The sequence below is a fragment of the Carnobacterium alterfunditum DSM 5972 genome (genome assembly GCF_000744115.1).
Lineage (GTDB): Bacteria > Bacillota > Bacilli > Lactobacillales > Carnobacteriaceae > Carnobacterium_B > Carnobacterium_B alterfunditum.
Genome location: NZ_JQLG01000004.1, coordinates 532026 through 556438 on the forward strand (window position 1 = coordinate 532026; position 24413 = coordinate 556438).

The 24413-nt window shown below is 35.8% G+C and carries 20 protein-coding genes; 7 read left to right on the top strand and 13 right to left on the bottom strand.

From position 1 onward, the window contains the following. Positions 1–56 precede the first annotated feature (56 nt). On the top strand, positions 57–1097 hold the full coding sequence (locus tag BR50_RS02980; protein ID WP_034546121.1) for a hypothetical protein: 1041 nt from the start codon (positions 57–59) through the stop codon (positions 1095–1097). Positions 1098–1151: 54 nt separating this feature from the next. Here BR50_RS02980 and BR50_RS02985 read toward each other — a convergent pair whose 3' ends face one another. Further along, positions 1152–1619 carry a Dps family protein gene (locus BR50_RS02985; RefSeq protein WP_178377455.1) on the bottom strand — a complete coding sequence of 156 codons (468 nt, stop codon included), beginning with the start codon at positions 1617–1619 and terminating at the stop codon, positions 1152–1154. A gap of 263 nt (positions 1620–1882) precedes the next feature. Between BR50_RS02985 and BR50_RS02990 the strand changes: the two genes are divergently transcribed. After that, positions 1883–3508 carry an ABC-F family ATP-binding cassette domain-containing protein gene (locus BR50_RS02990; protein ID WP_034546125.1) on the top strand — a complete coding sequence of 542 codons (1626 nt, stop codon included), beginning with the start codon at positions 1883–1885 and terminating at the stop codon, positions 3506–3508. 136 nt (positions 3509–3644) lie between these two features. On the opposite strand, the gene BR50_RS02995 is transcribed toward BR50_RS02990, so the two are convergent. Continuing rightward, complete coding sequence (locus tag BR50_RS02995; protein ID WP_034546127.1) at positions 3645–5096, bottom strand: DEAD/DEAH box helicase; 1452 nt, start codon at positions 5094–5096, stop codon at positions 3645–3647. 207 nt (positions 5097–5303) lie between these two features. On the opposite strand from BR50_RS02995, the gene BR50_RS03000 reads away from it, so the two are divergent. The 3 genes from BR50_RS03000 (at position 5304) to BR50_RS03010 (ending at position 7388) form a co-directional block, all read left to right on the top strand. Continuing rightward, a complete protein-coding gene (locus BR50_RS03000; protein WP_143298373.1) occupies positions 5304–5687 on the top strand; it encodes a hypothetical protein in 384 nt (127 codons plus the stop codon). Positions 5688–5727: 40 nt separating this feature from the next. After that, complete coding sequence (locus tag BR50_RS03005) at positions 5728–6693, top strand: asparaginase (protein ID WP_034546133.1); 966 nt, start codon at positions 5728–5730, stop codon at positions 6691–6693. A gap of 236 nt (positions 6694–6929) precedes the next feature. Then, the gene (locus BR50_RS03010; RefSeq protein WP_034546136.1) at positions 6930–7388 is read left to right on the top strand and encodes an SRPBCC family protein; all 459 of its coding nucleotides are present in this window, start codon (positions 6930–6932) and stop codon (positions 7386–7388) included. Positions 7389–7531: 143 nt separating this feature from the next. Here the strand turns inward: BR50_RS03010 and BR50_RS12715 are convergent, their stop codons facing one another. The 6 genes from BR50_RS12715 to BR50_RS03040 all read right to left on the bottom strand — a co-directional run bounded on the left by BR50_RS12715 (position 7532) and on the right by BR50_RS03040 (position 14441). Beyond that, positions 7532–7705 carry a transposase gene (locus BR50_RS12715; RefSeq protein ID WP_143298374.1) on the bottom strand — a complete coding sequence of 58 codons (174 nt, stop codon included), beginning with the start codon at positions 7703–7705 and terminating at the stop codon, positions 7532–7534. Between the two features lie 90 nt (positions 7706–7795). Then, positions 7796–8548, bottom strand: coding sequence for an acyl-[acyl-carrier-protein] thioesterase (locus tag BR50_RS03020; protein WP_034546138.1), 753 nt, complete (start codon positions 8546–8548; stop codon positions 7796–7798). Positions 8549–8741: 193 nt separating this feature from the next. Beyond that, entirely contained in the window at positions 8742–10526 is a 1785-nt protein-coding gene (locus BR50_RS03025) for an ABC transporter ATP-binding protein (protein ID WP_034546141.1), read from the bottom strand. Continuing rightward, positions 10513–12273 carry an ABC transporter ATP-binding protein gene (locus tag BR50_RS03030; protein WP_034546145.1) on the bottom strand — a complete coding sequence of 587 codons (1761 nt, stop codon included), beginning with the start codon at positions 12271–12273 and terminating at the stop codon, positions 10513–10515. Before BR50_RS03030 ends, BR50_RS03025 begins: the two co-directional genes overlap by 14 nt. Positions 12274–12611: 338 nt before the next feature. Then, positions 12612–13460, bottom strand: a complete 849-nt coding sequence (locus BR50_RS03035; protein ID WP_034546148.1) for a glycosyltransferase family 8 protein — start codon at positions 13458–13460, stop codon at positions 12612–12614. 123 nt (positions 13461–13583) lie between these two features. Then, positions 13584–14441, bottom strand: coding sequence for a glycosyltransferase family 8 protein (locus BR50_RS03040; RefSeq protein WP_034546151.1), 858 nt, complete (start codon positions 14439–14441; stop codon positions 13584–13586). Between the two features lie 368 nt (positions 14442–14809). Here BR50_RS03040 and BR50_RS03045 point away from each other — a divergent pair, with 368 nt between their 5' ends. Then, positions 14810–15367 (top strand): hypothetical protein, encoded by a 558-nt coding sequence (locus BR50_RS03045; protein ID WP_034546154.1) that lies wholly within the window; start codon positions 14810–14812, stop codon positions 15365–15367. An 82-nt stretch (positions 15368–15449) separates the two neighbouring features. On the opposite strand, the gene BR50_RS03050 is transcribed toward BR50_RS03045, so the two are convergent. Together BR50_RS03050 and BR50_RS03055 are read right to left on the bottom strand one after the other, a co-directional pair. Further along, positions 15450–18509: an AAA family ATPase gene (locus tag BR50_RS03050; RefSeq protein WP_034546158.1), complete on the bottom strand. Its 3060-nt coding sequence runs from the start codon at positions 18507–18509 to the stop codon at positions 15450–15452. Position 18510: 1 nt separating this feature from the next. Then, entirely contained in the window at positions 18511–19641 is a 1131-nt protein-coding gene (locus tag BR50_RS03055; protein ID WP_034546161.1) for an exonuclease SbcCD subunit D, read from the bottom strand. A gap of 227 nt (positions 19642–19868) precedes the next feature. Between BR50_RS03055 and BR50_RS03060 the strand changes: the two genes are divergently transcribed. Further along, positions 19869–20306: an acyl-CoA thioesterase gene (locus BR50_RS03060; protein WP_034546165.1), complete on the top strand. Its 438-nt coding sequence runs from the start codon at positions 19869–19871 to the stop codon at positions 20304–20306. Between the two features lie 329 nt (positions 20307–20635). On the opposite strand, the gene BR50_RS03065 is transcribed toward BR50_RS03060, so the two are convergent. The 3 genes from BR50_RS03065 to BR50_RS03075 form a co-directional block, all read right to left on the bottom strand. Then, on the bottom strand, positions 20636–21199 hold the full coding sequence (locus BR50_RS03065) for a 5-formyltetrahydrofolate cyclo-ligase (RefSeq protein WP_034546168.1): 564 nt from the start codon (positions 21197–21199) through the stop codon (positions 20636–20638). Positions 21200–21346: 147 nt separating this feature from the next. Next, on the bottom strand, positions 21347–23023 hold the full coding sequence (locus BR50_RS03070; protein WP_034546170.1) for a formate--tetrahydrofolate ligase: 1677 nt from the start codon (positions 23021–23023) through the stop codon (positions 21347–21349). 154 nt (positions 23024–23177) lie between these two features. Further along, positions 23178–24380 (bottom strand): dicarboxylate/amino acid:cation symporter, encoded by a 1203-nt coding sequence (locus tag BR50_RS03075; RefSeq protein WP_034546172.1) that lies wholly within the window; start codon positions 24378–24380, stop codon positions 23178–23180. Between the last annotated feature and the right edge of the window lie 33 nt (positions 24381–24413).

Genomic DNA, 24413 nt, shown 5'->3' on the forward strand with positions numbered 1-24413 from the left:
TAATCGATTAAATGGTACAATAGATGAAAGATTCAGCTTTAGAACGGGGTGTTTGAATGGATAAAGAGCATTTACTAACGACAAAATTGATCATTGATGGCCAATTCCATGATTTTCAGCTCTACAGTGGAAAATTTTATTTATGGACTTCTCAAAAAGAATTGAACGTCTATGACTGGAATAAATGGATGAAGCAACTCGCTGACATTGATCGACCTATTTACCTTGAGCCTCAGCCTACTGAACAATTATATGTCACCCTTGAAGAGTTGACACCTTTTTTAGAACGCACCATTTCTTTTATTGAGCCGATTTATGATTGTGCGATATTCAATCATATCTTATATTTTTCTGACTATAGCGGCTTTTATCGTTATCCTTTAACAAAAAAAGACGCTCAAAAAGTTCGAATATGGGAACAACCGATTTATTCTATTTCACTTTCTACTAAAGGGAGGATGGCTCTGTCTGCAGGAGAAGCGGGCCTTTTTGAATATTTACTTTCCTCCCATTACTACTATGACCAGCTTGACCGCCAAATAACAGCGCGTGTGTATCAGTTAAATCAACACTTTGCTTCTCAATCAGTATGGGATCATCATGATCTTATCCAATATGACAAACACAAGAATAGCCCAACTTACTTGAATCAATTCACTGTACAAAAAGGCCAATTGCACCTAGCCCGTGTTCTTCCTGTCACTCAACTAAGTGAACCTTTAACTAACCATGTAAAAGAATACTTACTGCCTTTGTCTTTAAATCCACCTTCTATGAAGGATGGTTTGCTCTTTTCTTTCGAAATGGACCACCAAAAAGTAAAAAAAGATTCTTTGTATCGCTCAAAAACGATTCGTTTGGTCGTTAAGCCGCCAGCTATTCTTGAACAGCAACAAGATTTAACCGATTTTTTGATTGTTGTCCCTGATTCGCTCTTCTTCAAAGTTATTTTACAAAACGATTGTTTATTAGAGATCCCAACCAAAGATATCAAGAAGTTCAGAATTTACGATCGAACCAGACATTACCGTAATCAACTACACATCTTAAAAAGTGATTCCTTGATCTTATACCTTTTTACAGAAATCAACCGTTAAAAAGAGCCCTTAGATTAACACCTAAGAGCTCTTTGTTTTTGATTTTTTTATTTTTTAAGCATCAAGAGGATTTTTACCTAGATAAGCTTGCAGCATCCAAATCGTCTTATCTATGCCAAATTTGTACCCGATCAATAAGTCTTGTGTTGGATCATCTCCTGCTTTTCCAGTAAGATCGATTCCTTTTTGTAATTTTTCGCCAATAATTTTATAATCGGAAATAGTAGAGGCAACCATTTCTTCAGCCGTTTCTTTTCCATTATATGGTGTTTCCTTAACTAAAGAATGTTCTAAAAATTCTCCTAAAGTTGCGTAAGGTTTGCCGCCAATTGCAATGAGACGTTCTGCTAACTCATCAAATTGTTCGGTCACCCCATCATAAAGTTCTTCAAATTTTTCATGTAGGTTAAAGAAATGAGGTCCTTTTACGTAGAAATGATGTTGATACAATTTTATGTTAAAGACACCAAAAGTTGCAACTAGGTCATTTAATTGTTCTTGTACTTCCACTTGTTTTTCCACTATCTAATTCCTCCTATTTTTAATTATTTTATTGACTAACTCGGATTTATTATAATCTTAAAATTAACTATAGTCTAACGATACGATTTTACTTCTCATTATTTTGTCTTCACGTATGATATCTGTAAATGGATACTATTTTTTGAGCATTTACAATAGAATACTGCCGATTTGACAAGAAAAGAATCCCAAACATCGCATTTATTGATTATTTGTGCTAAAATAGTCAAGATATATACAAAGAATAGGGGTAAATAAATTAAATGATTACAGTAACTAATGTAAGTTTACAATTTTCAGATAGAAAATTGTTCGATGACGTAAATATAAAATTCATTCCAGGCAATTGTTATGGTCTTATTGGTGCAAATGGTGCAGGTAAGTCAACTTTCTTGAAAATTTTGGCTGGCGAGATCCAACCTTCAACCGGTAATGTTTCTATGGGTCCCGATGAACGTTTGACTACTCTAAGTCAAAATCACTATGGTTTTGAAGATTCTACTGTTTTAGAAACAGTTATCATGGGTCACAAACGTTTATACGAAATCATGAAAGAAAAAGATGCTGTCTATATGAAAGAAGATTTCACTGATGCTGATGGTATCTTAGCAGCTGAATTAGAAGGCGAATTTGCTGAATTAGATGGTTGGGAAGCTGAACCTCAAGCAGCGGTTATGCTTCAAGGTCTAGGTATTACAGATGATATGCAAGATAAAAAAATGAGCGAATTAACAGAAGGCTTTAAAGTAAAAGTATTGTTAGCACAAGCTCTATTTGGCAAACCAGATGTTCTTTTATTGGATGAGCCAACCAATGGTTTAGATACTCAATCGATCGAATGGTTAGAAGAATTCTTAATTGATTTCCCAAATACCGTTATCGTTGTTTCACATGACCGTCATTTCTTAAACAAAGTATGTACGCATATGGCTGACGTTGACTTTAGTAAAATCAAGTTATATGTTGGGAATTACGATTTCTGGTTAGAATCAAGCCAATTAGCTTCTAAATTACTAGGTAACGTAAATGCTAAAAAAGAAGAACAAATCAAAGAATTACAAGCCTTTATTGCTCGATTTAGTGCGAATGCATCTAAATCAAAACAAGCAACTTCCCGTAAAAAAATGTTAGAAAAAATTACATTAGATGACATTCAACCTTCTTCTCGTCGCTATCCATTTGTTGGATTTACACCTGATCGTGATATCGGGAACGACTTACTGCGTGTTGAAAATCTTTCTAAATCAATTGATGGTAAAAAAATATTAGATAATATTACTTTTACATTGAATAAAGACGATAAAGTTGCTTTCACTAGTAAAAATGATATTGCCATTACTGTTCTATTCAAAATATTGATGGGCGAAATGGAACCTGATTCAGGTACATTCAAATGGGGAGTAACGACTTCTCAATCATATTTACCAAAGGATACTACTGACGAATTTACTAATGAAAAGTTGACCGTTGTTGATTGGTTACGCCAATTCGCTGCTGCTGAAGAAAATGATAATACATTCTTACGTAGTTTCTTGGGTCGTATGTTATTCTCTGGAGAAGATGTTTTAAAAGAAGTCTCTGTCCTTTCCGGTGGAGAAAAAGTTCGTTGTATGTTGTCTAAAATGATGTTGAGTAAATCGAACGTTTTAGTAATGGATGATCCAACAAATCACTTGGATCTAGAATCTATCACAGCTTTAAATGACGGTTTGATTGCTTTTAAAGGCTCAATTTTATTTGGATCACATGACCACCAATTTATCCAAACAATTGCGAACCGTATTATCGAAATTTCTCCAAATGGAGTAGTCGATCGTGCTGAAACAACTTATGATGATTTCTTAGATAATAAGTCTGTTAAAGAACAAGTTGCTTCTTTATATAATTAATAGTCCATTAACAGATGGTATTAGTGTTCCAGAAGAAATTTCTTTTGGGACAACAATACCAAAAATTGTAGACTCTCATTAATGGGACAATCAAAAAAGCACTTACGAAAATAATTATTTTCGTAAGTGCTTTTTTTTATTTTCTAGCTTTACGTACTTTCAATGTCTTACCTTTGATCGTACGACTTTGCATTTCTTCAATCACTAATGGACCTTTTCCATTTAAAATATCAATGTAAGTAACATTTTCTTGGATCGTGATGATCCCAATGTCCTCCGCATCAACACCTGGAATTTTAGCAATCGTTCCAACAAAATCGACTGCACGCATTTTTTTCTTTTTTCCACCATTAAAATAAACTTTAGTAATGTCGCGGTTCAGTTCTTTTGAACGAACTTGCTTCAAAGGTGGGCGTTCTTGTAATTTCTTCTCGAAAGCCGATTTATGACTTTGAACGACACGTGTAGTTGGCAACGAAATTTCAATAACTGTTTGACCAGCGTATTCTTTGACTTCCGTCCACCATCTTTCTTCTCTAGGTGTAACCAATGTCAATGCCATCCCCGTTTTTCCGGCTCTTCCTGTACGGCCAGTACGATGCACAAAACTCTCTTTTTCTACCGGCACATCAAAGTTGACTACATGTGTAACATTTTCAATGTCGATTCCCCTTGCAGCAACATCTGTAGCTACCAAATAACGGAATCTTCCTTGTCTGAAATCTTCCATTACAGAGAATCGATCTTCCTGGACCATTCCACCATGGATTTTATCAATTGGCAAACCAGCTTTACTCAAAAATGTGTATAAGTTATTCACAGCTTCTTGCGTATTACAAAAAATCATACATGAATCCGCATTTTCTACTGTTAATAAATCCAGCAATTGTTGTTCCTTTTGGTCTTCTTTTACCTTGACACTTGATTGAATGATTTTTGGTTTTGATAATTCATTTGTCTCAATTACAATAGACTGTTTGTCCGACTTCATGTAAAAACTTGCTATGCGTTCAATTTCTTTAGGCATTGTTGCTGAAAAAAGCAACGTTTGGCGTTCTGTAGGTAAGAAGTTGATAATGGCTTCTACTTGATCCGCAAATCCCATATTCAGCATCTCATCAGCTTCATCTAGCACTAAACATTGTATTTCCTCGATTTTAAAAGTTCCCTTTTGCAAATGGTCTAATACTCGACCTGGTGTTCCTACAACGATATGGCTTTTTTGCTTTAACTCAGATTTTTGAGTATCGAATGAGGCTTTGCCATATACTGCAGTGGCTTTCACTCTCTTTAGACGACCAACATTCATTAAGTCTTCTTTTACTTGAATTGCTAATTCTCTTGTTGGTACTAAAACAAGCACTTGCGGTTTGTTTTCTTCCCAATCGACTCTTTCACATAGCGGCACTCCATAACTAACTGTTTTCCCGCTTCCTGTCTGCGATTCTACAATAACATCTTTTCCTTCTAATGCTAATGGAATGACTTCTTCTTGAACTTTAGTGGGATGAAAATAACGCAAACTTGTTAGCGCCGTAACTATTTCATCACTGATTGCAAATTCTTCAAATGTTTTCTTTTTATTCATAATAACCTCTTTCAATTGTCCATTTTCTTTCAGTATAACAGCATATTCACAAAAATACCGTCATTTGGAAGGATATTTTAATAAAAATACCCAAATAACAGCAAACTGTCAAAAATCCGACCATTTTCAGCTCTAATTGTCAGCTGTTGGAAAAGACTGCAAACGTGGTATACTACTAAACGAAACGAAAACAACCAAGCTATATATTTGAAAACCAATGTCTATTCCGATTTGATTGAACTAAGGCTCGTTGCACTTACTCAAATGAAAAATGATTCTGAGCTAGTCGAACTAGAGCTTGTTGCGCTTACTCAAATGAAAAATGGTTTTGAGTTCATCGAACGAAGCCTCGTTGCGCTTACTCAAATGAAAAATGGTTTTGAGTTCATCGAACTAAGCCTTGTTGCGCTTACTCAAATGGAAAATAGTTTTGAGTTCATCGAACTAAGCCTTGTTGCGCTTACTCAAATGGAAAATAGTTTTGAGTTCATCGAACTAGAGCTTGTTGCGCTTACTCAAATGGAAAATGGTTTTGAGTTCATCGAACTAAGCCTTGTTGCGCTTAACGAAACAGTTTTAAAACACTCATAAGGCTCTTATTTATTTTTATTCTTGTATTGGAGGAATTATTGTGAAGACTATTCTTGTATTGCATACCGGTGGAACCATCTCAATGAGCGAGGATCAAACAACTGGAAAAGTTTCTCCTAGTTCAGAGAACCCTTTGAACAAACGCGGTCACTTGTTTGATGATGTGGCCAATATGATCGTAGAGGATTTTTTACACCTGCCCTCTCCACATATAACACCTAAAGAAATGCTCCTTTTAAAAAATCGAATCGAAAAAGCAATTGTTGCTAATGAAGCAGATGGCGTTGTGATCACTCATGGGACAGATACATTGGAAGAAACAGCTTATTTTTTAGATTTAACACTTAAGACAACGATCCCGATCGTTGTGACAGGAGCCATGCGCTCAATCAATGAAATTGGTTCAGATGGATTATACAACTTTCAAAGTGCTATTTGGGTAGCTTTATCTGATGATGCTAAAGAAAAAGGTGTTCTGGTCGTGATGAATGATGAAATTCATACTGCTCGTTATGTCACTAAAACACATACAAGTAATGTTGCTACTTTCCGTACACCTACATTTGGTCCAATTGGATTGATCTCAAAAAATGAAGTCTTATTCTTCCAGAAATTAATTGAAGAGGAAATCTACGCTATTAACAATGTAGCTAAAACGGTCTATTTACTTAAAATTTATGCTGGTATGGATGGAACGTTATTTGATGCTATCAATCAACCAACTACTGATGGACTTGTTATTGAAGCGCTAGGTGCGGGAAATTTACCGCCTGCTACTCTGCCTGCTCTTAAAAGGATGCTAGCCAATGATATTCCTGTGGTTCTTGTATCACGCTCATTTAACGGTATTGCACAAGATGTGTATGATTACGTTGGTGGTGGCAAACGCCTGAAAGAAGATGGTGTTATTTTCACAAATGGATTATCCGGTCCAAAAGCACGAATCAAACTACAAGTTGTCTTGAGCCAAAGTACTTTGAACCGTTCCCTGGAAGACTATTTTTAGGTCAACAAAAAGCAACTTCATCTTCTGAAAAAACTACTTTTGTTTTTTCAAAAGATGAAGAGGTTAGCTTTTACAAAATCAAGTAAGAAGAGTATGATAAAAATATGAGAGCGTTAACTTTTCCGGAAACTTTCTAAGCCAGCTAGGCACTCCCTTGTCTGGACCATGTTGAAAGAAAAGGCCTTAAGTAACTACAAAATCCTGATGTACTTGGGTTCGGAAGGAGGTGACAAGAGATGACAGTCTTCAAAAAAAGTATTTTCATCAATGCTCCGTTGGAAGAAGTCTACAAGTACACGATAAATCCTGAAAATTGGTCACAATTCTACAACGGCTTATCTGAAGCGGAGAGAATCAAAGGTGACGGCGAAGTAGGGACTATCGTAAAAACCAAATATTCGATGTTGGGTATACACTTCCCGGTAAAGATTGAAGTAACCGCATGCGAGATGACGCCCGAAGGTGCAAAATGGAGCGGCGATATGACAGGAAATTTCCCTAGCGAACAAACAAGTATATATGTACCAAAAGACGATGGTACTGAATTGACCTTCGAAATCGACAGTAGTGGTACCCCAGAAAATTTATTCGGTAAGATCATCGATAAACTGGTCACGGATAAAATGGAAGAAAATTCGGCTATGCACACTTTAGAGAACATTAAAGCAATTTGTGAAGGAGCCCATTCAGTATAAGGAAAGCATCAGGGAAAATCTCCCTGATGCCTTTTTTGAGTAGTCGTATTATTTTTTTTGATTATTTTATAGTTTGTATTCTACCCTGATGTTCCTTTTATAGTATTCAGGATATGTTTCTCCACTGAATTTCTTATAGGCAGTTATTTACGCAATCCATTTGGCCCCAAGGTTTTGTACGCATTGACCCACCGCTTAAGAGGAGAAACACTTGGCATTTCGTTCTTTCCGGCGACTGATATACACTCAAAAGGTCCTTCCAAATAATCTTTTACTGCTTTCAATTTAAATTTATAACTATAACTATTTCTCATCAAAAAGCGACCCCCAAAAGTTAGATTTTCACTCTAACTTTTGGGAGTCGCTACTAAGTACAGCGATTTCTATTATTCCTTTAAAAATTTCATTTAGGCTGTTACTTTCCAAACAATACTTGCCTCACAATTTGTAACGCCCTCCGTTAGGATCCGATGAGCCGTAACGATCCCGTTTTCTTGGTTTTTAGTTGAGCTTATTTCGCTTTGGATCAACTGGCCATAATGAACTTCTTTTTCAAACTTGATCGTCATCGTTTCTATTTCATGAGTTGTCAGAAATTCAAGATCTAACGTATCCATTGCCCATTCAATGTATTTAGAATTATTCACATGGCAATTGCTATCGATATCAAGGTATCTCACTTGATATTCTTTAGATGTCATTTTTTCTTCATCAACTTTTACCGGTTTTGGCATACGAATCAATTTTTTAGAAAATTCTGATTCATATGGTGCTATAAGTTCAGCTGGTACTCGTGCCATCTTACGTTCTTGTACATTCATTAAGGCAAATGTACTGTTAACGCTCACACATAGATTGCCTTGGCTATCATATACTTTAAAAGCCCGATAGCAAAACAACTTATTATAAGAATTTGCTTGTGTTGTGATTTTAATTGACTCATAAAAAGCCGGCATCCGTTCAACTTCAACTTCGTATTGAAGGATGATCCAAGCTAAGCCTTTCTCCGCTACGACTTCATCTCCTACTCCTAATGAATAACTTTGCTCACCAGATACGTGTAGCATGATATTTATTAACATAGAAATCGTCATTTTTTGTTTTGTATCACACTCGTAATATTTTATTTGATGCTCTTTTTCATATATTTTACCACTCATTTAAGATCCTCATCTCTTTGTAAATATTCCACTTTAAGAATAGCACGCTTTTATTAAAAATGCCTGAAAAACAAAAATCATTATTCCCATTTTAATCATATAAAAAGATCTGAGACGCTCGAATTGACCCCTAAAACTAGCTTTTTAAGCTGAATTTAAGGAGTCGCTACGGCTTTATCTCAGATCTTTTTGTTTACATTTTCTTCAATAATTCGGCTTGTGTTGAATATAATTGATAATACAAACCTTTTTGCGCCATCAATTCATCATGGCTGCCTGATTCTCTAATTTTCTTATCTGCAATATAAAAAATACGCGAACTATTTTTGATAGTAGACAGTCTATGGGCAATAATAAATGCCGTCCTACCTTCCAGTAAACGGTCTAAACCTTCTTGTAATAGCATTTCTGTTTGCGTATCGATACTAGACGTTGCTTCATCTAGTATCAATACTTTCGGATCAGCCAATAAAGTACGTGCAAATGAAATCAACTGCCGCTGCCCAGCGGATAAGGTGCTTCCGCGTTCTTTAACAACTGTACGATAGCCATCTTTTAAAGCTATGATAAAGTCATGTGCTCGGACGATTTTTGCAGCACGTATGATTTCTTCTTCTGTGGCATCCAACTTGCCTAAACGAATATTTTCAATAATGGTTCCTGAAAAAATAAACGTATCTTGAAGCATGATCCCAATTTCATTTCTTAATGAATTTAAGGTTACTTTTCGAATATCGATCCCATCTACCAGAATTTCGCCGTCATCTACATCGTAAAAACGAGTCATTAAATTGATGATCGTTGATTTACCTGAACCAGTAGGACCTACTAATGCGATTGTTTCGCCGGAACGAACGCGGAAAGAAAGATTTTCAAAAATAGGTTGGTCTTTTTTATACCCAAAAGTTACATCATTAAAAACAACGTATCCTTGAATAGGAGGCAATTCAAAAGCATCAGGTGCATCTTGGATCTCCGGTTCAATATCCATTACTTCAAAAATGCGTTCCAAGTAAACCATACCTGTTACTAGACTGTTATAAAAATTACCAATATTGATCATTGGGTTCCAAAAGTTATTAACATAACCGATAAAAGCTATTAAAATACCGGTAGAAACATCAATGCCAAAACCAAAATTACTCAGACCAACAAAGTAAATAATTGAAATAGTGATTGCTGCAATATTTTGGATAAATGGGGCTAATAGAAATTGGATTTTCACTGCATGCATCCAAGAGGTGCGTTGGTCTTCACTAACCTCCGCAAAGATATCTTTATTAACATTCTCTCTTGTATAAGATTGAGTAACCTTTATTCCGGCTACACTTTCATGGATATACGCATTTAGACCAGCTTGTTTGCTACTGACCTCTTCGTATGCTTTACGTTGTTTATTTTGGATCACAACCGTTGCAATAAATAAGATTGGCAATAAAATAAAGCTATAAAGTGTTAATCGAACATCCATGGTGAACATAATAGCTAACGTAACAACTAAACTCATTATGTCAGATAATACGTTGATCAAACCATTTGACAGCAGATCGCTTAATGAATTGATGTAATTCACGACACGTATAACGATTTTTCCATGCGGACGACTATCAAAAAATGAAAAGGGCAGTTTTTGCAAATGGACGAAGATATCCGTACGCATATCTCTCAGCACATTTTGGCCTAATAAGGTGATATTTTTGATACGGTATCTTGAAGACCAGCCTCCAAATAACTGCGCTAGTGAAAATAGAATAATGATCCATGTTAGTTGCGTTGTATCTTTATTTGGAATGCTCTCATCTATGATCACGCTCGTAAAATAAGGTCCAAGGACCAGAACAAAATTGGAAACTAAAATCGCAAAAATGAGTTTTAAAAACCCACTTTTATAAGGTGCTAAATACTTCGCTACTCTTCTTATGAGATGGGTATTTTTTCGACTGTTTTTTTCTTCAGTTGAGGGATTAGTCTGTTCCATTTGTCCCCACCTCCTCTTCATCAGATTGTCCTAATTGTTTCTGATAAATTTTATAGTAGTAGCCTTTCTTATCCAGTAATGAAGCATGATTGCCTCTTTCGATTATTTCACCTTTAGACAGGATGATAATTTCATCAGCTTTTTTTACAGAAGATATTCTATTGGCAATAATAAAAGTTGTTTTTCCTTCCATTAATTCGCCTAATCCTTGTTGGATTTTCACTTCTGTTTCCATATCCACGGCAGAAGTCGTATCATCTAAAATGAGAATAGAAGGATCCTTCATTAATCCTCTTGCTAAAGATAACCTTTGTCGTTGTCCACCAGATAATCCGCTGCCCCGCTCTCCTAAATACGTGTTGTACTGATCAGGCATAAGTTGGATAAATGGATCTGCATCTGCTACCCGTGCACTTTTTTGAACTTGTTCAAGGTCTGCTCCAGGAGTTCCAAATGAAATATTCTTTTTGATTGAATCTGAAAATAGAAAAACATCTTGCATAACAATAGCAATGTGACTTCTCAATTCTTTTACATTCCATTGTTTTGCATTAATGCCATCAATCAATACATTTCCCTCTGTAGGATCAAAAAAACGTGAAATAAGGTTGACCAATGTTGATTTTCCAGAACCCGTCTCGCCTAAAATACCAATCGTCATCCCCGGTTTAGCCTTTAAAGAAATATGACTTAAGATAGGCGTTTCAGGATCATCTGCAAATGAAAACGAAACATCTTGGAATTCAACGATCCCTTGAATCGTTTTAGCCGATTCTTTTTCTTCGATTGGGATCATTGGCTTAGCGGCTAAAAGTTCTCTAATTTTATAAGAAGAAGCAATAAATCGTTGCAGATCATTTACATACCAACCAACATTTCGCATAGGCAAGTTTAACATCCAGATAAAGCCATTAAAAGTAACTAAATTCCCTATGGTCATTGAACCGTTGATTACTAAAAACCCTCCGTAGCCTATCGTAATGACCGATAAGAACCCCGCTAGCGTTTCTAGTGGCGGCAAATAAGTTTTTGTGACATCTGCAGAATCCATATTGCGTTGTTTGTAATCATCATTGAACTTATCAAATTTTTCTTTTTCATAGTCTTCTCTAGCAAAGGCTTTGATAACTTTATTTCCACTTACGTTCTCTTCTACCATCGAATTTAATCTAGAAAAACTTTCTCGGATCTCATAATAAACAGCATTTGCTTTTCCCGACAATAAAACCGTCAACAAACCAATAAACGGTGTAACGATCAATAAAGCTAACATTAGCCGCCATTCTATGAATCCCATAACTAAAATAGCCGACACTAAAAGTAAAAGATTATCTAAGACATTATACGATAACCATGAAATTGCATGGCGAATGGCATCCGTATCTCCTGACATCCGAGCCATGATATCTCCTACTCGTGTATTATTAAAAAATGCAAAATCTAATTCTTGGAGCTTCTTGTACATTCTTTCCCTTATTTGGTAGATAGCATCCTGTCCTATCCGTTCAAACATGATTTGATACACATATCTTAATACTGTACGTAATACTGTTGAGCCTATCATGAGGGCTAATAAGGGGATAAGCATATTATTCTGCTCATCAATGATCACCCTATCAACGATTTCTCCGCCGATCAATGGTGAAACGATATTCAATACAGCAACTATTACTACCATAATGATTCCCACCAACGTTTTAACCTTGTTTGATTTAACGTATTGCAAAACCCATTTAATGCTTTCCATATGGATGTACCTCCTTATCTTACTTTTCACTTTATCCTTTAGACTAAATCAAGAATATCAGCGGTACAAAAGTTATTCATATGACTCTTTTGAATAGTCGTGCTCTTAAAAATCAACCTATGATCTCCTATACATTATATTTGATTAAGAAAGTGAATACACTTATTCTGCTCGCTGATTGTATTTATGTAAAAAGCTATTCACCATTTTTTACGGTCAGCTCTTTAAAAATAATCTTAAGAATTTGAAGTATTGTACTTAACTACCAAAAAAAGATGAAGTGGAACAAAAAGTTCCAGCTCATCTCTCTATTATGGTTGAATTTGTCTTGCTGCTCCTTAGAGTGATTTGGTTTCTTTTTTGATTGGGAAAAAGGTTTTTCCGCGAATATCAAAATAATTTTCTTTAAATGGATGGTTAGAATCTGCATTCCATGGTTTCGCATGCCCACAGAAATGAATGACAGCTGGTTTTTTTATCGCTTCATCCCATCTTGCTTGTCCTTGAATCGTTGGATGTTCCTTTTCTTGCAACATCATGTACGTTTGAGCATTCCAACGCGGATCAAGTTCTAACCATCGGCCATGTAGAATAGCATTCAATGCATCTTGATCATGAAATGTTAATTTTCCAGGATTGTTTTCAATGAAGCCTAAAACTTTTTCGGTTATTTTTTCTTCGCGCCATTTCTCTAGATCCATCACCATAAGACCTGAATTAAAGTAAAGATCAGTTTCACTTTCAATTCCCATCTTTTCTAGCCGATCATGGAACCCCGCATCTTCTACTGCACCTAACAGTTGTTCACCTAAGTCAGCTTCCCACAAGGCTTCAATATCTTCTAACGTGATCATATCGCAATCCATATAAATCGCACGTTTATTTTCTTTTAATAAATTCGGAATTGAGATACGGTAATAAGCGGTTTGTGGAATACGGTCACTTTCTACTGCGCCTGAAAAATCGGTAGGGTCAATCGTAACATAACTGATTCTAGCATTGAATTCCCCAACTGTCCGATTTAACAGGAATTTTGACCGTAATGAAATATCATCATCAATTACATAAAAGTGAAACGTTGTATTTGTTTGTTTTGTTGTTAAAAGGGATAGAAAGAGCGTTGCCAAATGTGGTACAAATGCTTCATTGCTCGACGAAACAATTGAAATACTTCTTTGTTCAACCATTAATGATTCCTCCTTAAAATTGCCGCTTTTCTGATCCTGACTCATTCATATTTATGAACGATATCGGACTAACATTTTTTAGAAGAATATCTCTTCTAATCCTTTAAAAGTTAAATTAAAAAACTAGTTGACCATATCTTTTTTGGTTTTTCTATCGCTAAAAGGTGTTTTACTTAATTCTGCTAAATATTTTTCATTATAGGGATGGTATTCAGCTGAATTCCATGGTTTATCGTGTCCCGTAAAGTGTACGATGGATGGCTGGCGAACCGCTTCTTTATATAACTTAGCATATTCACCATTTGGCGGTTGATGCCTTTCAAATATTAGGGAAGTTTGAACATTCCATTTTGGATGAAGTGCATACCAGTTCCCATAAAGCGTTCCATTTAAGGCATCTTGATCATGATAGATAATTTTATCCATTTGCTCTTCAAGAAATAGTAAGGTTTTTTCAGTAATTTTTGCTTTGCGCCAATTGTTTAAATCGATCAAGAGCAATCCTGAATTAAAATAATAGTCAGCTGTTTCAATTCCTAATCTAGGGTGAACTAAGGCTTGTCCCGGATCAACAACAGCACCTGCTGCTTTTTCTCCTATATCCGTTTCATATAATTTTGAAACATCATCTAATACTAAAACATCACTGTCTATATACAACACTTTTTCATAATTTTTGTCTTTAAGCAAATCTGGTAACGAGATCCTATAGTAAGCTGTTTGTGTTATATGATCGCTTTCCATTACATTCGCATACAATTCTGAATCAACTTCTAAGTAGTCGATCGTAGCCGTATGATTGGAAATAACGTCTGCTAATTTTTTTTTATTGTCTGCAGATATGTGATCATCAATGATATGAAAAGCTACTTCATAATCGTCAGAAAGATGATCTAAAATCGTTTTTAGAGTGACACTCAAATATGGTGCGTAGTTGTTATCAGCAGCACTTACAATTGGAATTAGTTTTCTTTCTCCCATTTCCAACCATCCTTTCTATTTATTTATTAAATGAAAGTGAGTATTTAATTAACATTTGAGTTCTATCTATCCAAAATACTACCCCTTTATTCTTTTTTTTACAAACGAAACGCCTTGATATAACAATGTTCATTTTAATTTCTTTGAAAAATCGCTTCATTTATAAGTGTTAAAATATAGCATCCGCTTGCTTTCATTCTATTATTTAAAATGAATTTAGTCTTTAACCTACTAGAATTTTTTTGAGATTCATGTATACTAAAAATGGGTTCTAAAAGATGAAAAAATTACAAATTATCCTAAATTCAATAGAAATTGAGTCTATCTGATTTTTATTAAATAAAACGTAAAGAGATGAAGGTCTTATAATGAAAATTTACCTTATGTTAACAGATACAAATACTATTCTTTCTAAAACCATTAAATTATATACCAAAGCAACTTATAACCATGCTTCTATTGCATTAGAGCCTACTTTACTAAAACCTTATAGTTTTGGCCGGAAGTATGCGCATAATCCTTTTTCAGGTGGTTATGTAGAAGAAGATCTATCTCGCCATTATTTTTTAAGAGCTCAATGTACTATCTATTCTTGTGAGATATCGGAACAACACTATGAAAATCTAGTTGAACTTCTCTCTTTCTACAATGAGACTCAAAGCCTTTATCGTTATAATCTACTTGGTTTAGTCACCTTAGCCCTAAATGTTGATTTTGATCGGAGAGATGCTTTCTTTTGTTCGCAATTTGTGGCATCTGTTCTTAGTGAAAGCGGCATTTATGAATTTGAAAAAGAACCTCATTTTATTACTCCTGAGGATCTAAGCCAACTCCCTATCTTTGCACCCATCTATTCTGGTTCATTGCAAGATTATTTGTTCAGTATTTCCGAAGAACAGACCAAGCCACAGTTATTATTATCATAAGCACAAAAAAAGTTGCTAGGAGAAAGCCCTGGCCAAAAAAGCAGGCAGAGAAGTTTTTCTTCTCTGCCTGCTTTTTAATTTGCTAGACTTTGATCGTAGCATAACTTCCATTTGAAGATTTTGTTACTTCAATATGGACTGGTATTCTTGTTTTCAACTCTTCAACATGCGAAATAACACCCACTAAACGACCTCGTTGATTTAATTCAAATAAGGTTTCAATCGCACTATCTATCGACTCAGCATCCAATGTCCCAAAACCTTCATCAATAAATAACGTGTCTACGCTAACTCCACCGCTACGATTTTGAACCACGTCACTTAACCCTAAAGCCAGTGCTAAAGAGGCTTTAAAACTTTCCCCGCCAGATAAGGTCTTGACACTTCTTTTCATACCCGTGTAATTATCGAATACATCTAAATCCAATCCTTTAGGGCCCGCACCCTTTGTTTTATCTTTATTTCGAATAAGAGCATACCGATTAATGGTCATTTGAGTAAATCTTGTATTGGCTGCCTCAATGATCTCTTCAAAATAGATCCCCAAGACAAAGCGTTCAAATGAGATATAGTCTGTTTCTTTTGAACCATTAGCCATTTCTGACAATTCTTTGTATAGCAAATATTCTTCTTGTTCTTCTTTTTTCGCATGATCGTTCAGTTGGATCTGAGAAAGAATAGATTGGTTTGTTTTTTCTGTTCCAATCAGCTCACGTTGCTGTTCTTTTAATGTCTTACTTTCCAGTTCTATTTCTTGATTCTTCGTTACGTAACCTTCAACTGGTTGATCAGTTCCTTCTTTTTCAAGAGCTGTTCTTTTCTCCGAAAAATTAGTTTGATTCAACCAATTTTTTTTGTCAAAAGCTTCTATTTCTTCGATCAACTGCTGTTTAATTTCTTTTCCCAACAGATATTTTTCAAATGCAGCATCTAATTGCTTTGCTGCTAGCTGTTCAGTAAACGTTGTTTGCATGTCGACCTCACGCTCGATCAATGTGCTCAATTGTTTTTCAAAAGCTTTTGTACTTGTCTGATACTGTGTTTGCAATTTTTCTAAATCAACTTTATTTTCTTGTGCCTTGCTATAACCTTCTTCGATATGACTAATTTCATTTGTTTTTTCATCAATTTGAACTTGTATCGCAGATAGACTAGTCGCCGTTAGTTTAGTTATCAGTGTGTCAATTTCACCTTTTAATTCAGCAATGCGCTTTGCATTATGCTCAACAGCAGCTTTTAGCAGTTGGATTTTCGATTCTGTTTCTCTTACTTGAAGTGCCGTTTTTTGTTTCTCTTTTTCTGCTGTTTCCTCGTTATCCACGGTTTTTTGCAACGCTTTTACTATTTCAGTTAATTTTTCTTGCTTTTCAGCTTCCTCAGACAATCGTCGTTGGATTTTAGCCTGTTCAGCAGGTACCTCACTTTGTTGCATGGCCAACTGTTTTTCACTTGATTGAATGGCTTCGCTTAATCCTTTCAATTCAATCGAGATTCGGTCAAACAGTTTACCTATTTCATTTTTTTGCGCTTCTGATTCTTCTAAAGCCTCTTTTGATACCGAGTTCCGACCTAATTTTGCAGGAGCAGGGTGATCCAGCGATCCACAAACAGGGCATTCTTGCTCTTCTTTCAAGTCACTAGCTAGCATTCCAGCTATATTTCGGTTATACGTCAATCGTTGCTCTTGGTAGTGACTTTCTATTTGAGTGTACTTATTTTCTATTTCTTGAAATTCTTCCTGCTTAGCGTCTTTTTTGGCTAAATATCCGCTGAACTCGATCAGCGCTTCTTGCTGTTTTTTAGTTTGATGTTGTTCTTGTTGCAGACTGCCTGCCTCGCGTTGTTTCTCCATAATGCTTGTTTTAGCTTGCTGGATTTCTTTCAGTTCATACTCTTGTTCTTTTAACTGCGCTCCATCAGCGATCACTTGCTTGTTCAACTCATGGATCACTTGTTGATTATTCTGATTCTCTTTCACTAACTCAGTTCGAGCTTCTTCTTTAGCTGCTCGTTCGCAAAGTTGTTTTTCTTGCTCTTTTAAATCCGCTAAAACTTCTCGCTTCTTCGGCAATTCTCTGTGTGCTGATTGTAGTACATGATAGTTTTCCTCTGTTTCTAGTAAGCGCTCTGACGTTTCAGCTAACTGCTTTTGTTCTTTGATCAGCTCTTGTTGAATGGCTCTTTTTTCATTGGAAATGTTCTCTACTTGTTGTTTTATTTCAAAACACTCTTCAGCTTTTTTTGCTAAAGATACGCCCAAACGTTTCGCTTCGATCAGCTCTTTGTTGGCTTCTAATGATTCTTTTTCTTTTTCAAGGACAGCTAAAGCTGCTATCAAATCGATTTTCCGTTGATTATCATGGTACGTTTCATCTAGTGCAATCAACTCTTTTTCAAGTAAATGGATCTTTTTTTGATGACTTTCTACTAAATGGCTCAATTCTGTTATGATTACCGGAATATCAAATAAACGGATTGCTTCTTCTAATGTTTCATTGGTATCCTTAGCGATCATGCCAACAAATTGTTGTAAGGTACTTTCATTCTGATCTATTCCTTGTTTTAAGCTGCTAGCTTTATCTTTTAATAAAGATTGAAGTTCTTTGATCGTATCCGTTTGAAAAATATTCCGAAAAATTTTTTCTTTATCCGCACTGTTGGATTCCAACATTTTTTTAAATTCACCTTGGGGCAGCATGACGATTTGTTTGAATTGTTCATATGACAACGAAAGTAATTCCTGTATCTCTTTATTGGCTTCTTTGATTTTAGTGGTCACTGTTCCATTATGATGAAATTCAACTTCTGATGACCACTTTTTCAACTTTCCATTTTTTCCTGGGCCTTTTTGTTCCGGAATTCTTTTTATAAAATATTTTTTTCCAGCTAATTCAAATTCTAACTCTACGAAACACAATACATCATCTGAAACAAATTGTGATTTAAAGGAATCTTTCCCTCGACTTGTTCCACTTGCATCATCATATAGTGCGTAGGCAATAGCATCAAAAATGGTGGTTTTTCCTGCTCCTGTTGGTCCACTAACTAAAAAAAGTGTTTGGTGATGAAATTGAGTGAAATCGATTACGACTTTTTCTTTATAAGGACCAAAAGCATTCATAACTAATTTTAATGGTCTCATCTTATTCGCCTCTTTCCATTTGATGCAACATAGTGTCAATAATGTCTTTACGCTCGACCGTTAACTCTTTTTCTTTGTAGTAAGCATAGAAATCCGCAAAAATATCTTGAACGGATAATTTTTCTAACTGTGCTTGATGGATGGCTGATATACTTTCTGCTCGTTCTTTCTTAGCTGCGTATTCCAAGCCCATTGCGTTTGGATAGCGTCGTCGCAATTGATTCATTGCATCCATAACAAAATTTTCATCTAGTAGTTCAAAAAAGACATAATCATCTGATTGCTGTCCCATTATTGTATCAAACAAGCCTTTTATGACCCGCATATCTCGTTTTGGCTCGATATATATCGGTTCGATAGCAACATGATTCTTTTCTAACGTCACTAATGATACTTGTTTTTTATGCACAGCTTCTGATTTAGAATACTTTAATATTGAGCCGCTATAGCGTATCCGGTCGTGTTTTACCTTTTGAGCTTTATGCAAATGCCCTAAAGCGACATAATCAAAATCTTCAAATAACTCCACACTTACATATTCGGCTGTTCCAATGCTGAGTGGTCTTTCTGATTCAGTTGTTTCAGATGTATCATTACTCAAATTAATAACATATCCATGGGCAATCAAAACATTGATTTCCGCTGGGTCCATTTCTTTTTTTATCATTTCGATTTGTACTCTAGCAGCATCTTCTAAGCTTTTGATCGTCTCATCCTGCAGCAGTTCTCTAATATAGGCATAGTCCGCAAAAGGCAATAAATAAAAGTTGACGCCTTTGATAGTTGCTTTTCGTGTCACTTCTTTTACCGTTCCTTCAATATACAACTGACTGGTTGCCAACAGATCTGCTCCATACTCTACACGTTCATTGCTATCATGATTTCCAGCTATAACCAAAACAGGTACTTTGACTTCTTGAACGATCCTAGTCAATACCTTGTTAGCTAAGGCAACTGCTCCTTTAGAAGGCATAGCACGGTCATATAAATCACCTGCCATGATCAGTGCATCTACTTCTACCGTTTTCAATTTTTCAATGAGTTGATCAAGAAAATATTCTTGGTCTTCCAACATCGACATTTCATTGACAATTTTCCCAATATGCCAGTCTGCTGTGTGTAATAAGCGCATCGCTATTCTCCTTTGTAACATTTATTTAAATATACCTGCTTATGCTTTTTTTAATTTCGTCTTCCCAATAAGTATACTACGAATAATTCAATGAAAACACTAAGTAAAGAAAATGAAATCGATCTATTTTTATTCTATTCAGTTGCGCGTTAAAAAAAGGTTATTTAAATAATATTCTTACTTATGCTATCCTATGATTAAACAATAGATAGGAATGAGGCATAAACATGGAAAGAAATTTCGCGTTATACGAACACCAAGCACAATATTATGAAACCGACCAAATGGGGATCATTCATCACTCAAATTATATACGCTGGTTTGAAGAAGCAAGAACTAATTTGTTGGATCAAATGGGTTTTGGCTATGATCAAATGGAAAAACTTGGTATTATCGTCCCAGTTCTAGCTATTACCTGTACCTATAAATCAATGGTCTATTTCAATGACCGCGTTTATATTATTCCTAAAATTGAAGCATTTAATGGTATTCGCTTGAATATCTCTTACCAAATATTTGATAAACTGACCAGTGAATTGCGAACGACTGGCGAAAGCAAACATTGTTTCTTAGATAAGAATAACCGGCCTGTTTCATTAAAAAAACAACAACCAAAAATATATGAATTGTTTAATGACTATTTAGGAGTCGATTTATCAAAGTAAAATGACACCGCAACGAATAAACCAAGCAGACTTTTTCCCTTAGTCTGCTTGGTTTATTTAGTTCTAGGTAAAATAGTGTGGATGCTTCAAGCTAAAATTTCTTCTGGAATATACGGCTTTGCTTGTGGAGCCATGGAAGCGCCTGAAGCCTAAAAGAAAGTTGTCATGGTTGTTGCTGCTTTAGCAGCTTACAAACAGGATACACTTGGGCGTTATTTGCCCACAGTGCTTCATTTTAGGCTACAAGCAACCCCTATTCCGCCACAAATTTTTAGTGTGTCATTTAATTAATTTATCTACACCTAAAATTATACAGCCGTTTATTTTTATTAAGAATTTATTTCAGTAATAATTTTTTGAACAGGTATGTCAAAAGATTCGATTGGAAGTCCTGATAGTACTTGTTTTGAATAGATAAGTGCAATCGTCTGATTGGGGAAGTCTTTTAAAAAGCGATCATAATACCCTCCACCAAAACCGATCCGATATCCTGTCCTATCAAAAATCAGACCAGGGACTAAAACTAAATCGATATCTGTTTTATTCACTTCTTTTGTCTCTTGAGGGTTAGGCTCAATGAGCTGATGGAATCCCTTTTCTAATTGCTCCAATTTCGTAAAGTCATAAAAAACCATCGCTTTATATTGTGGGATACACTTTGGAGCACAAACCTTTTTGCCTTCTTGCCATGCTCGTTCAATGATACCTAGCGTATTCCATTCAAATCCCTGAGAGAGCGTCACCCCGACACGTTCAGCTGCTTTCCATTCTTTTGAATCAAATAAATTTTTCTCTAACTTTTTTTCAATAACTACTTTTTCTTCTAAAGAGATTTTTTTCAAGAAAGAAATCATCTTCTGACGTGAGACTTGCTTGTCTTCTTTTTCTGTCATTGATTGCCTCTTTCTATTCCTATATTTTATTGATTTGGTAATGTATAAAACTAACCTGTTTTTTGGTAAACGTTAATTAAAACTAAGTTTCTTTTCCTAACAGCTGACCAGTATTTTGGTTGAAGACTTCTTTATCTTATAGAGGAATTAAAATAATCCAGTGACTCTGCCATCAGCCATAATATCGATCGATTCAGCCGCTGGCACTTTAGGCAATCCTGGCATCGTCATGATGTCCCCTGTTAAAACAACGATAAAACCTGCTCCGGCAGAAACAGTCACTTTTTTTATCGTAACGGTGAAATCTTTTGGACGCCCTAATTTATTCTTATCATCTGAAAAAGAATATTGCGTTTTTGCCATACAGATAGGCAGATTTCCGAATCCAAGAGCCTCTAAACGGTTGATTTCTTTTTTCACTCCAGGAGCTAACGTGATTCCTTCACCGCCATATACTTTTTGAACGACTTTAGTCATCTTATCGACTAACGCATCCTCTAATTCATAAGCATATGTCAAGGTACTTTCTTGATCCGCCAACTCCACAACTGCTCTAGCTAAATCTTGACCACCATTACCGCCGTTTTCCCAGACATCTGATAAAACAACATTGACACCAAGTGCTTGACACTTTTCTTCTACTAAAGCTAATTCTTTTGTGGTATCTGTCGGGAACTTATTGATGGCTACAACGGTCGGCATTCCAAATACCGTTTGCATATTTTCGATGTGCTTCATTAAATTCGGCATCCCTGCTTCAAGTGCTGAGAGATTTTCTGTCACCAATTCTTTTTTGGCCATCCCGCCGTGCATTTTCAAAGCTCTAACCGTTGCTACAACAACAACTGCTGCTGGTGCAATCCCTGATAAACGGCATTTGATATCCATGAATTTCTCTGCTCCTAAGTCAGCTCCAAAACCTGCTTCTGTCACTACATAGTCAGCGTATTTCAATGCCAACCTTGTTGCTTTGATGCTGTTGCACCCATGCGCGATATTAGCAAATGGCCCACCATGCACAAAAGCCGGCGTATGCTCCAATGTCTGAACGATATTTGGCTTCAATGCATCTTTTAATAATACAGCCATAGCTCCGTGTGCTTTTAAGTCTCCAGCTGTAACCGGTTGTCCAGTCAAGGTATATCCTACAATAATGGCTTTTAACTTTGCCTTCATTTCTTCCATATTCATGGATAGGCATAAGATAGCCATAATTTCAGAAGCCACAGTAATAGTAAATCCATCTTCGCGCGGGACACCATTTGTTTTGCCATTTAAGCCATCAACAATAAATCGTAATTGCCGATCATTCATATCCACTACCCGTTTCCACGTAATGCTGCGTGTATCGATTGCTAGCGAATTTCCGTGATGGATATGATTATCCAACATAGCAGCTAATAAATTGTTAGCTGCTCCGATCGCATGGAAATCACCTGTGAAATGCAGATTCAAATCTTCCATCGGTACAACTTGAGCATAACCGCCTCCAGCTGCACCGCCCTTCATGCCAAATACTGGTCCCAATGAAGGTTCTCTTAAGGCAATCGCTGCTTTCTTGCCTATTTTTTGAAGACCATCTCCTAATCCCACTACTGTAGTTGTTTTACCTTCTCCAGCTGGTGTAGGCGTAATAGCCGTCACTAGGATCAATTTCCCTTCTTTTCTAGTAGCCAAGTCAGCAATTTCTGTTTCATCAATTTTCGCTTTGTATTTCCCATATTGTTCAATAGCATCACTATCGATCCCTAACTTTTCAGCTATCCCTACTATCGGTTCCATTTTAGCTTCTTGTGCGATCTGTACGTCTGTTTTAAATTCCAATGGTATCCCTCCAACTTGTTTTAAATTATTTCTGTTTAACTGTATATTACCATTTTTCTTGTATGATTCAATCTAATGACGAACATTACCTATTAATTTTTCAAAAAAAAGACGTTTTTGCTCATTATAAGCTCAAACGTCTACTTTTTTGGTTCTATTCAATCGGTTCTTTTAAAATATGTTTATGATAAATTTTATCCATGATGACCGCAATGGCATTATCTCCTGAAACATTCGCTGCTGTTCCAAAACTATCTTGTGTCAAATAAAGTGTGATCAAAAGGTTCCCTAGCGTACCCGTAGGATCTATGCCAACCATCGTCATGAAAGGTAACGCGCTCATGATTGCTCCACCCGGTGCTCCAGGTGCTGCTACCATTGCTACACCTAACATAGCGATAAAACCTGCCATCATACCGAACTGTGCGGGCATATTGTACATTAGAAGTACCGCTGTCACACATGAAGTCACCGTTACGATACTTCCAAGTAGATGGATCGTCGCAGCCAATGGGATAATAAATTCACGTATTTGAATCGATACGCCATTTTTTTTAGCAATCTCTAAATTCACTGGAATAGTAGCCGCCGAAGATTGTGTTCCAACAGCTGTTATATAACCTGGAATCTGGTTTTTCATCAAAATCAACGGATTTTTCTTTGTATAGACTCCTGCAATAACAAAAAAGATTGTTACAAGTATCAGTTGCAAGCTGATAATAATAATAAATACTTTCCAAAAAATTGAAAGAATTGAAAATACACTTCCTGCATAGCTCAAGTTTACAAAATTACCAAATATAAAAATCGGTAATCCAGGAATAATCAGCGAACTAAGCAACTTAACGATAATCAAATTGAATTCGCTAAAAAAGTTGTACATCGTTTCCCCCTTACCTTGTCCCTTTAACCAAGAAATAGAAATACCAAACATAAAAGAAAATACGATGGCAGAAGTGACATCTAGTAGAGGTTCTAAAGGAATGGAAAATAGCGGTTCAAGGCTTGATTGATCACCTGAAACACCCTCACTTAAACTAGCATCAATAAACAAAGGAAATACATTTATAGCAACAAAGTAAGCGGTAATCCCCGCAATCAATGTTGACGAATATGCCATCAATGTCGTGATCCCAAGTAGTTTCCCTGCTCCTTGTGTCAAATCTGCGATCCCAATTACGACAAATCCAAGAATCATTAGTGGGATAATAAACTTTAACAAACTGCTAAATATAGCAGAAATCGTAACGGGTATCTGAATAATAAAATCTGGTAAAAACGCCAATTGACCAAAAATAATACCTAAAACAATAGCTATCAGTAACTTAGCTACTAATCCCAATTTAATTCTTTTCATCTTTTCCACTCCTCATATAAAAAAAAGCAAAAT

Coding starts and splice junctions, on each gene's coding strand:
- BR50_RS02995 (WP_034546127.1), bottom strand. CDS start 5,096: ATGAATAAAAAGAAAACATTTGAAGAATTTGCAATCAGTGATGAAATA.
- BR50_RS03025 (WP_034546141.1), bottom strand. CDS start 10,526: ATGGAACAGACTAATCCCTCAACTGAAGAAAAAAACAGTCGAAAAAAT.
- BR50_RS02990 (WP_034546125.1), top strand. CDS start 1,883: ATGATTACAGTAACTAATGTAAGTTTACAATTTTCAGATAGAAAATTG.
- BR50_RS03050 (WP_034546158.1), bottom strand. CDS start 18,509: ATGAGACCATTAAAATTAGTTATGAATGCTTTTGGTCCTTATAAAGAA.
- BR50_RS03060 (WP_034546165.1), top strand. CDS start 19,869: ATGGAAAGAAATTTCGCGTTATACGAACACCAAGCACAATATTATGAA.
- BR50_RS03035 (WP_034546148.1), bottom strand. CDS start 13,460: ATGGTTGAACAAAGAAGTATTTCAATTGTTTCGTCGAGCAATGAAGCA.
- BR50_RS03075 (WP_034546172.1), bottom strand. CDS start 24,380: ATGAAAAGAATTAAATTGGGATTAGTAGCTAAGTTACTGATAGCTATT.
- BR50_RS03010 (WP_034546136.1), top strand. CDS start 6,930: ATGACAGTCTTCAAAAAAAGTATTTTCATCAATGCTCCGTTGGAAGAA.
- BR50_RS03030 (WP_034546145.1), bottom strand. CDS start 12,273: ATGGAAAGCATTAAATGGGTTTTGCAATACGTTAAATCAAACAAGGTT.
- BR50_RS03055 (WP_034546161.1), bottom strand. CDS start 19,641: ATGCGCTTATTACACACAGCAGACTGGCATATTGGGAAAATTGTCAAT.
- BR50_RS03020 (WP_034546138.1), bottom strand. CDS start 8,548: ATGAGTGGTAAAATATATGAAAAAGAGCATCAAATAAAATATTACGAG.
- BR50_RS03045 (WP_034546154.1), top strand. CDS start 14,810: ATGAAAATTTACCTTATGTTAACAGATACAAATACTATTCTTTCTAAA.
- BR50_RS03040 (WP_034546151.1), bottom strand. CDS start 14,441: ATGGGAGAAAGAAAACTAATTCCAATTGTAAGTGCTGCTGATAACAAC.
- BR50_RS03065 (WP_034546168.1), bottom strand. CDS start 21,199: ATGACAGAAAAAGAAGACAAGCAAGTCTCACGTCAGAAGATGATTTCT.
- BR50_RS02980 (WP_034546121.1), top strand. CDS start 57: ATGGATAAAGAGCATTTACTAACGACAAAATTGATCATTGATGGCCAA.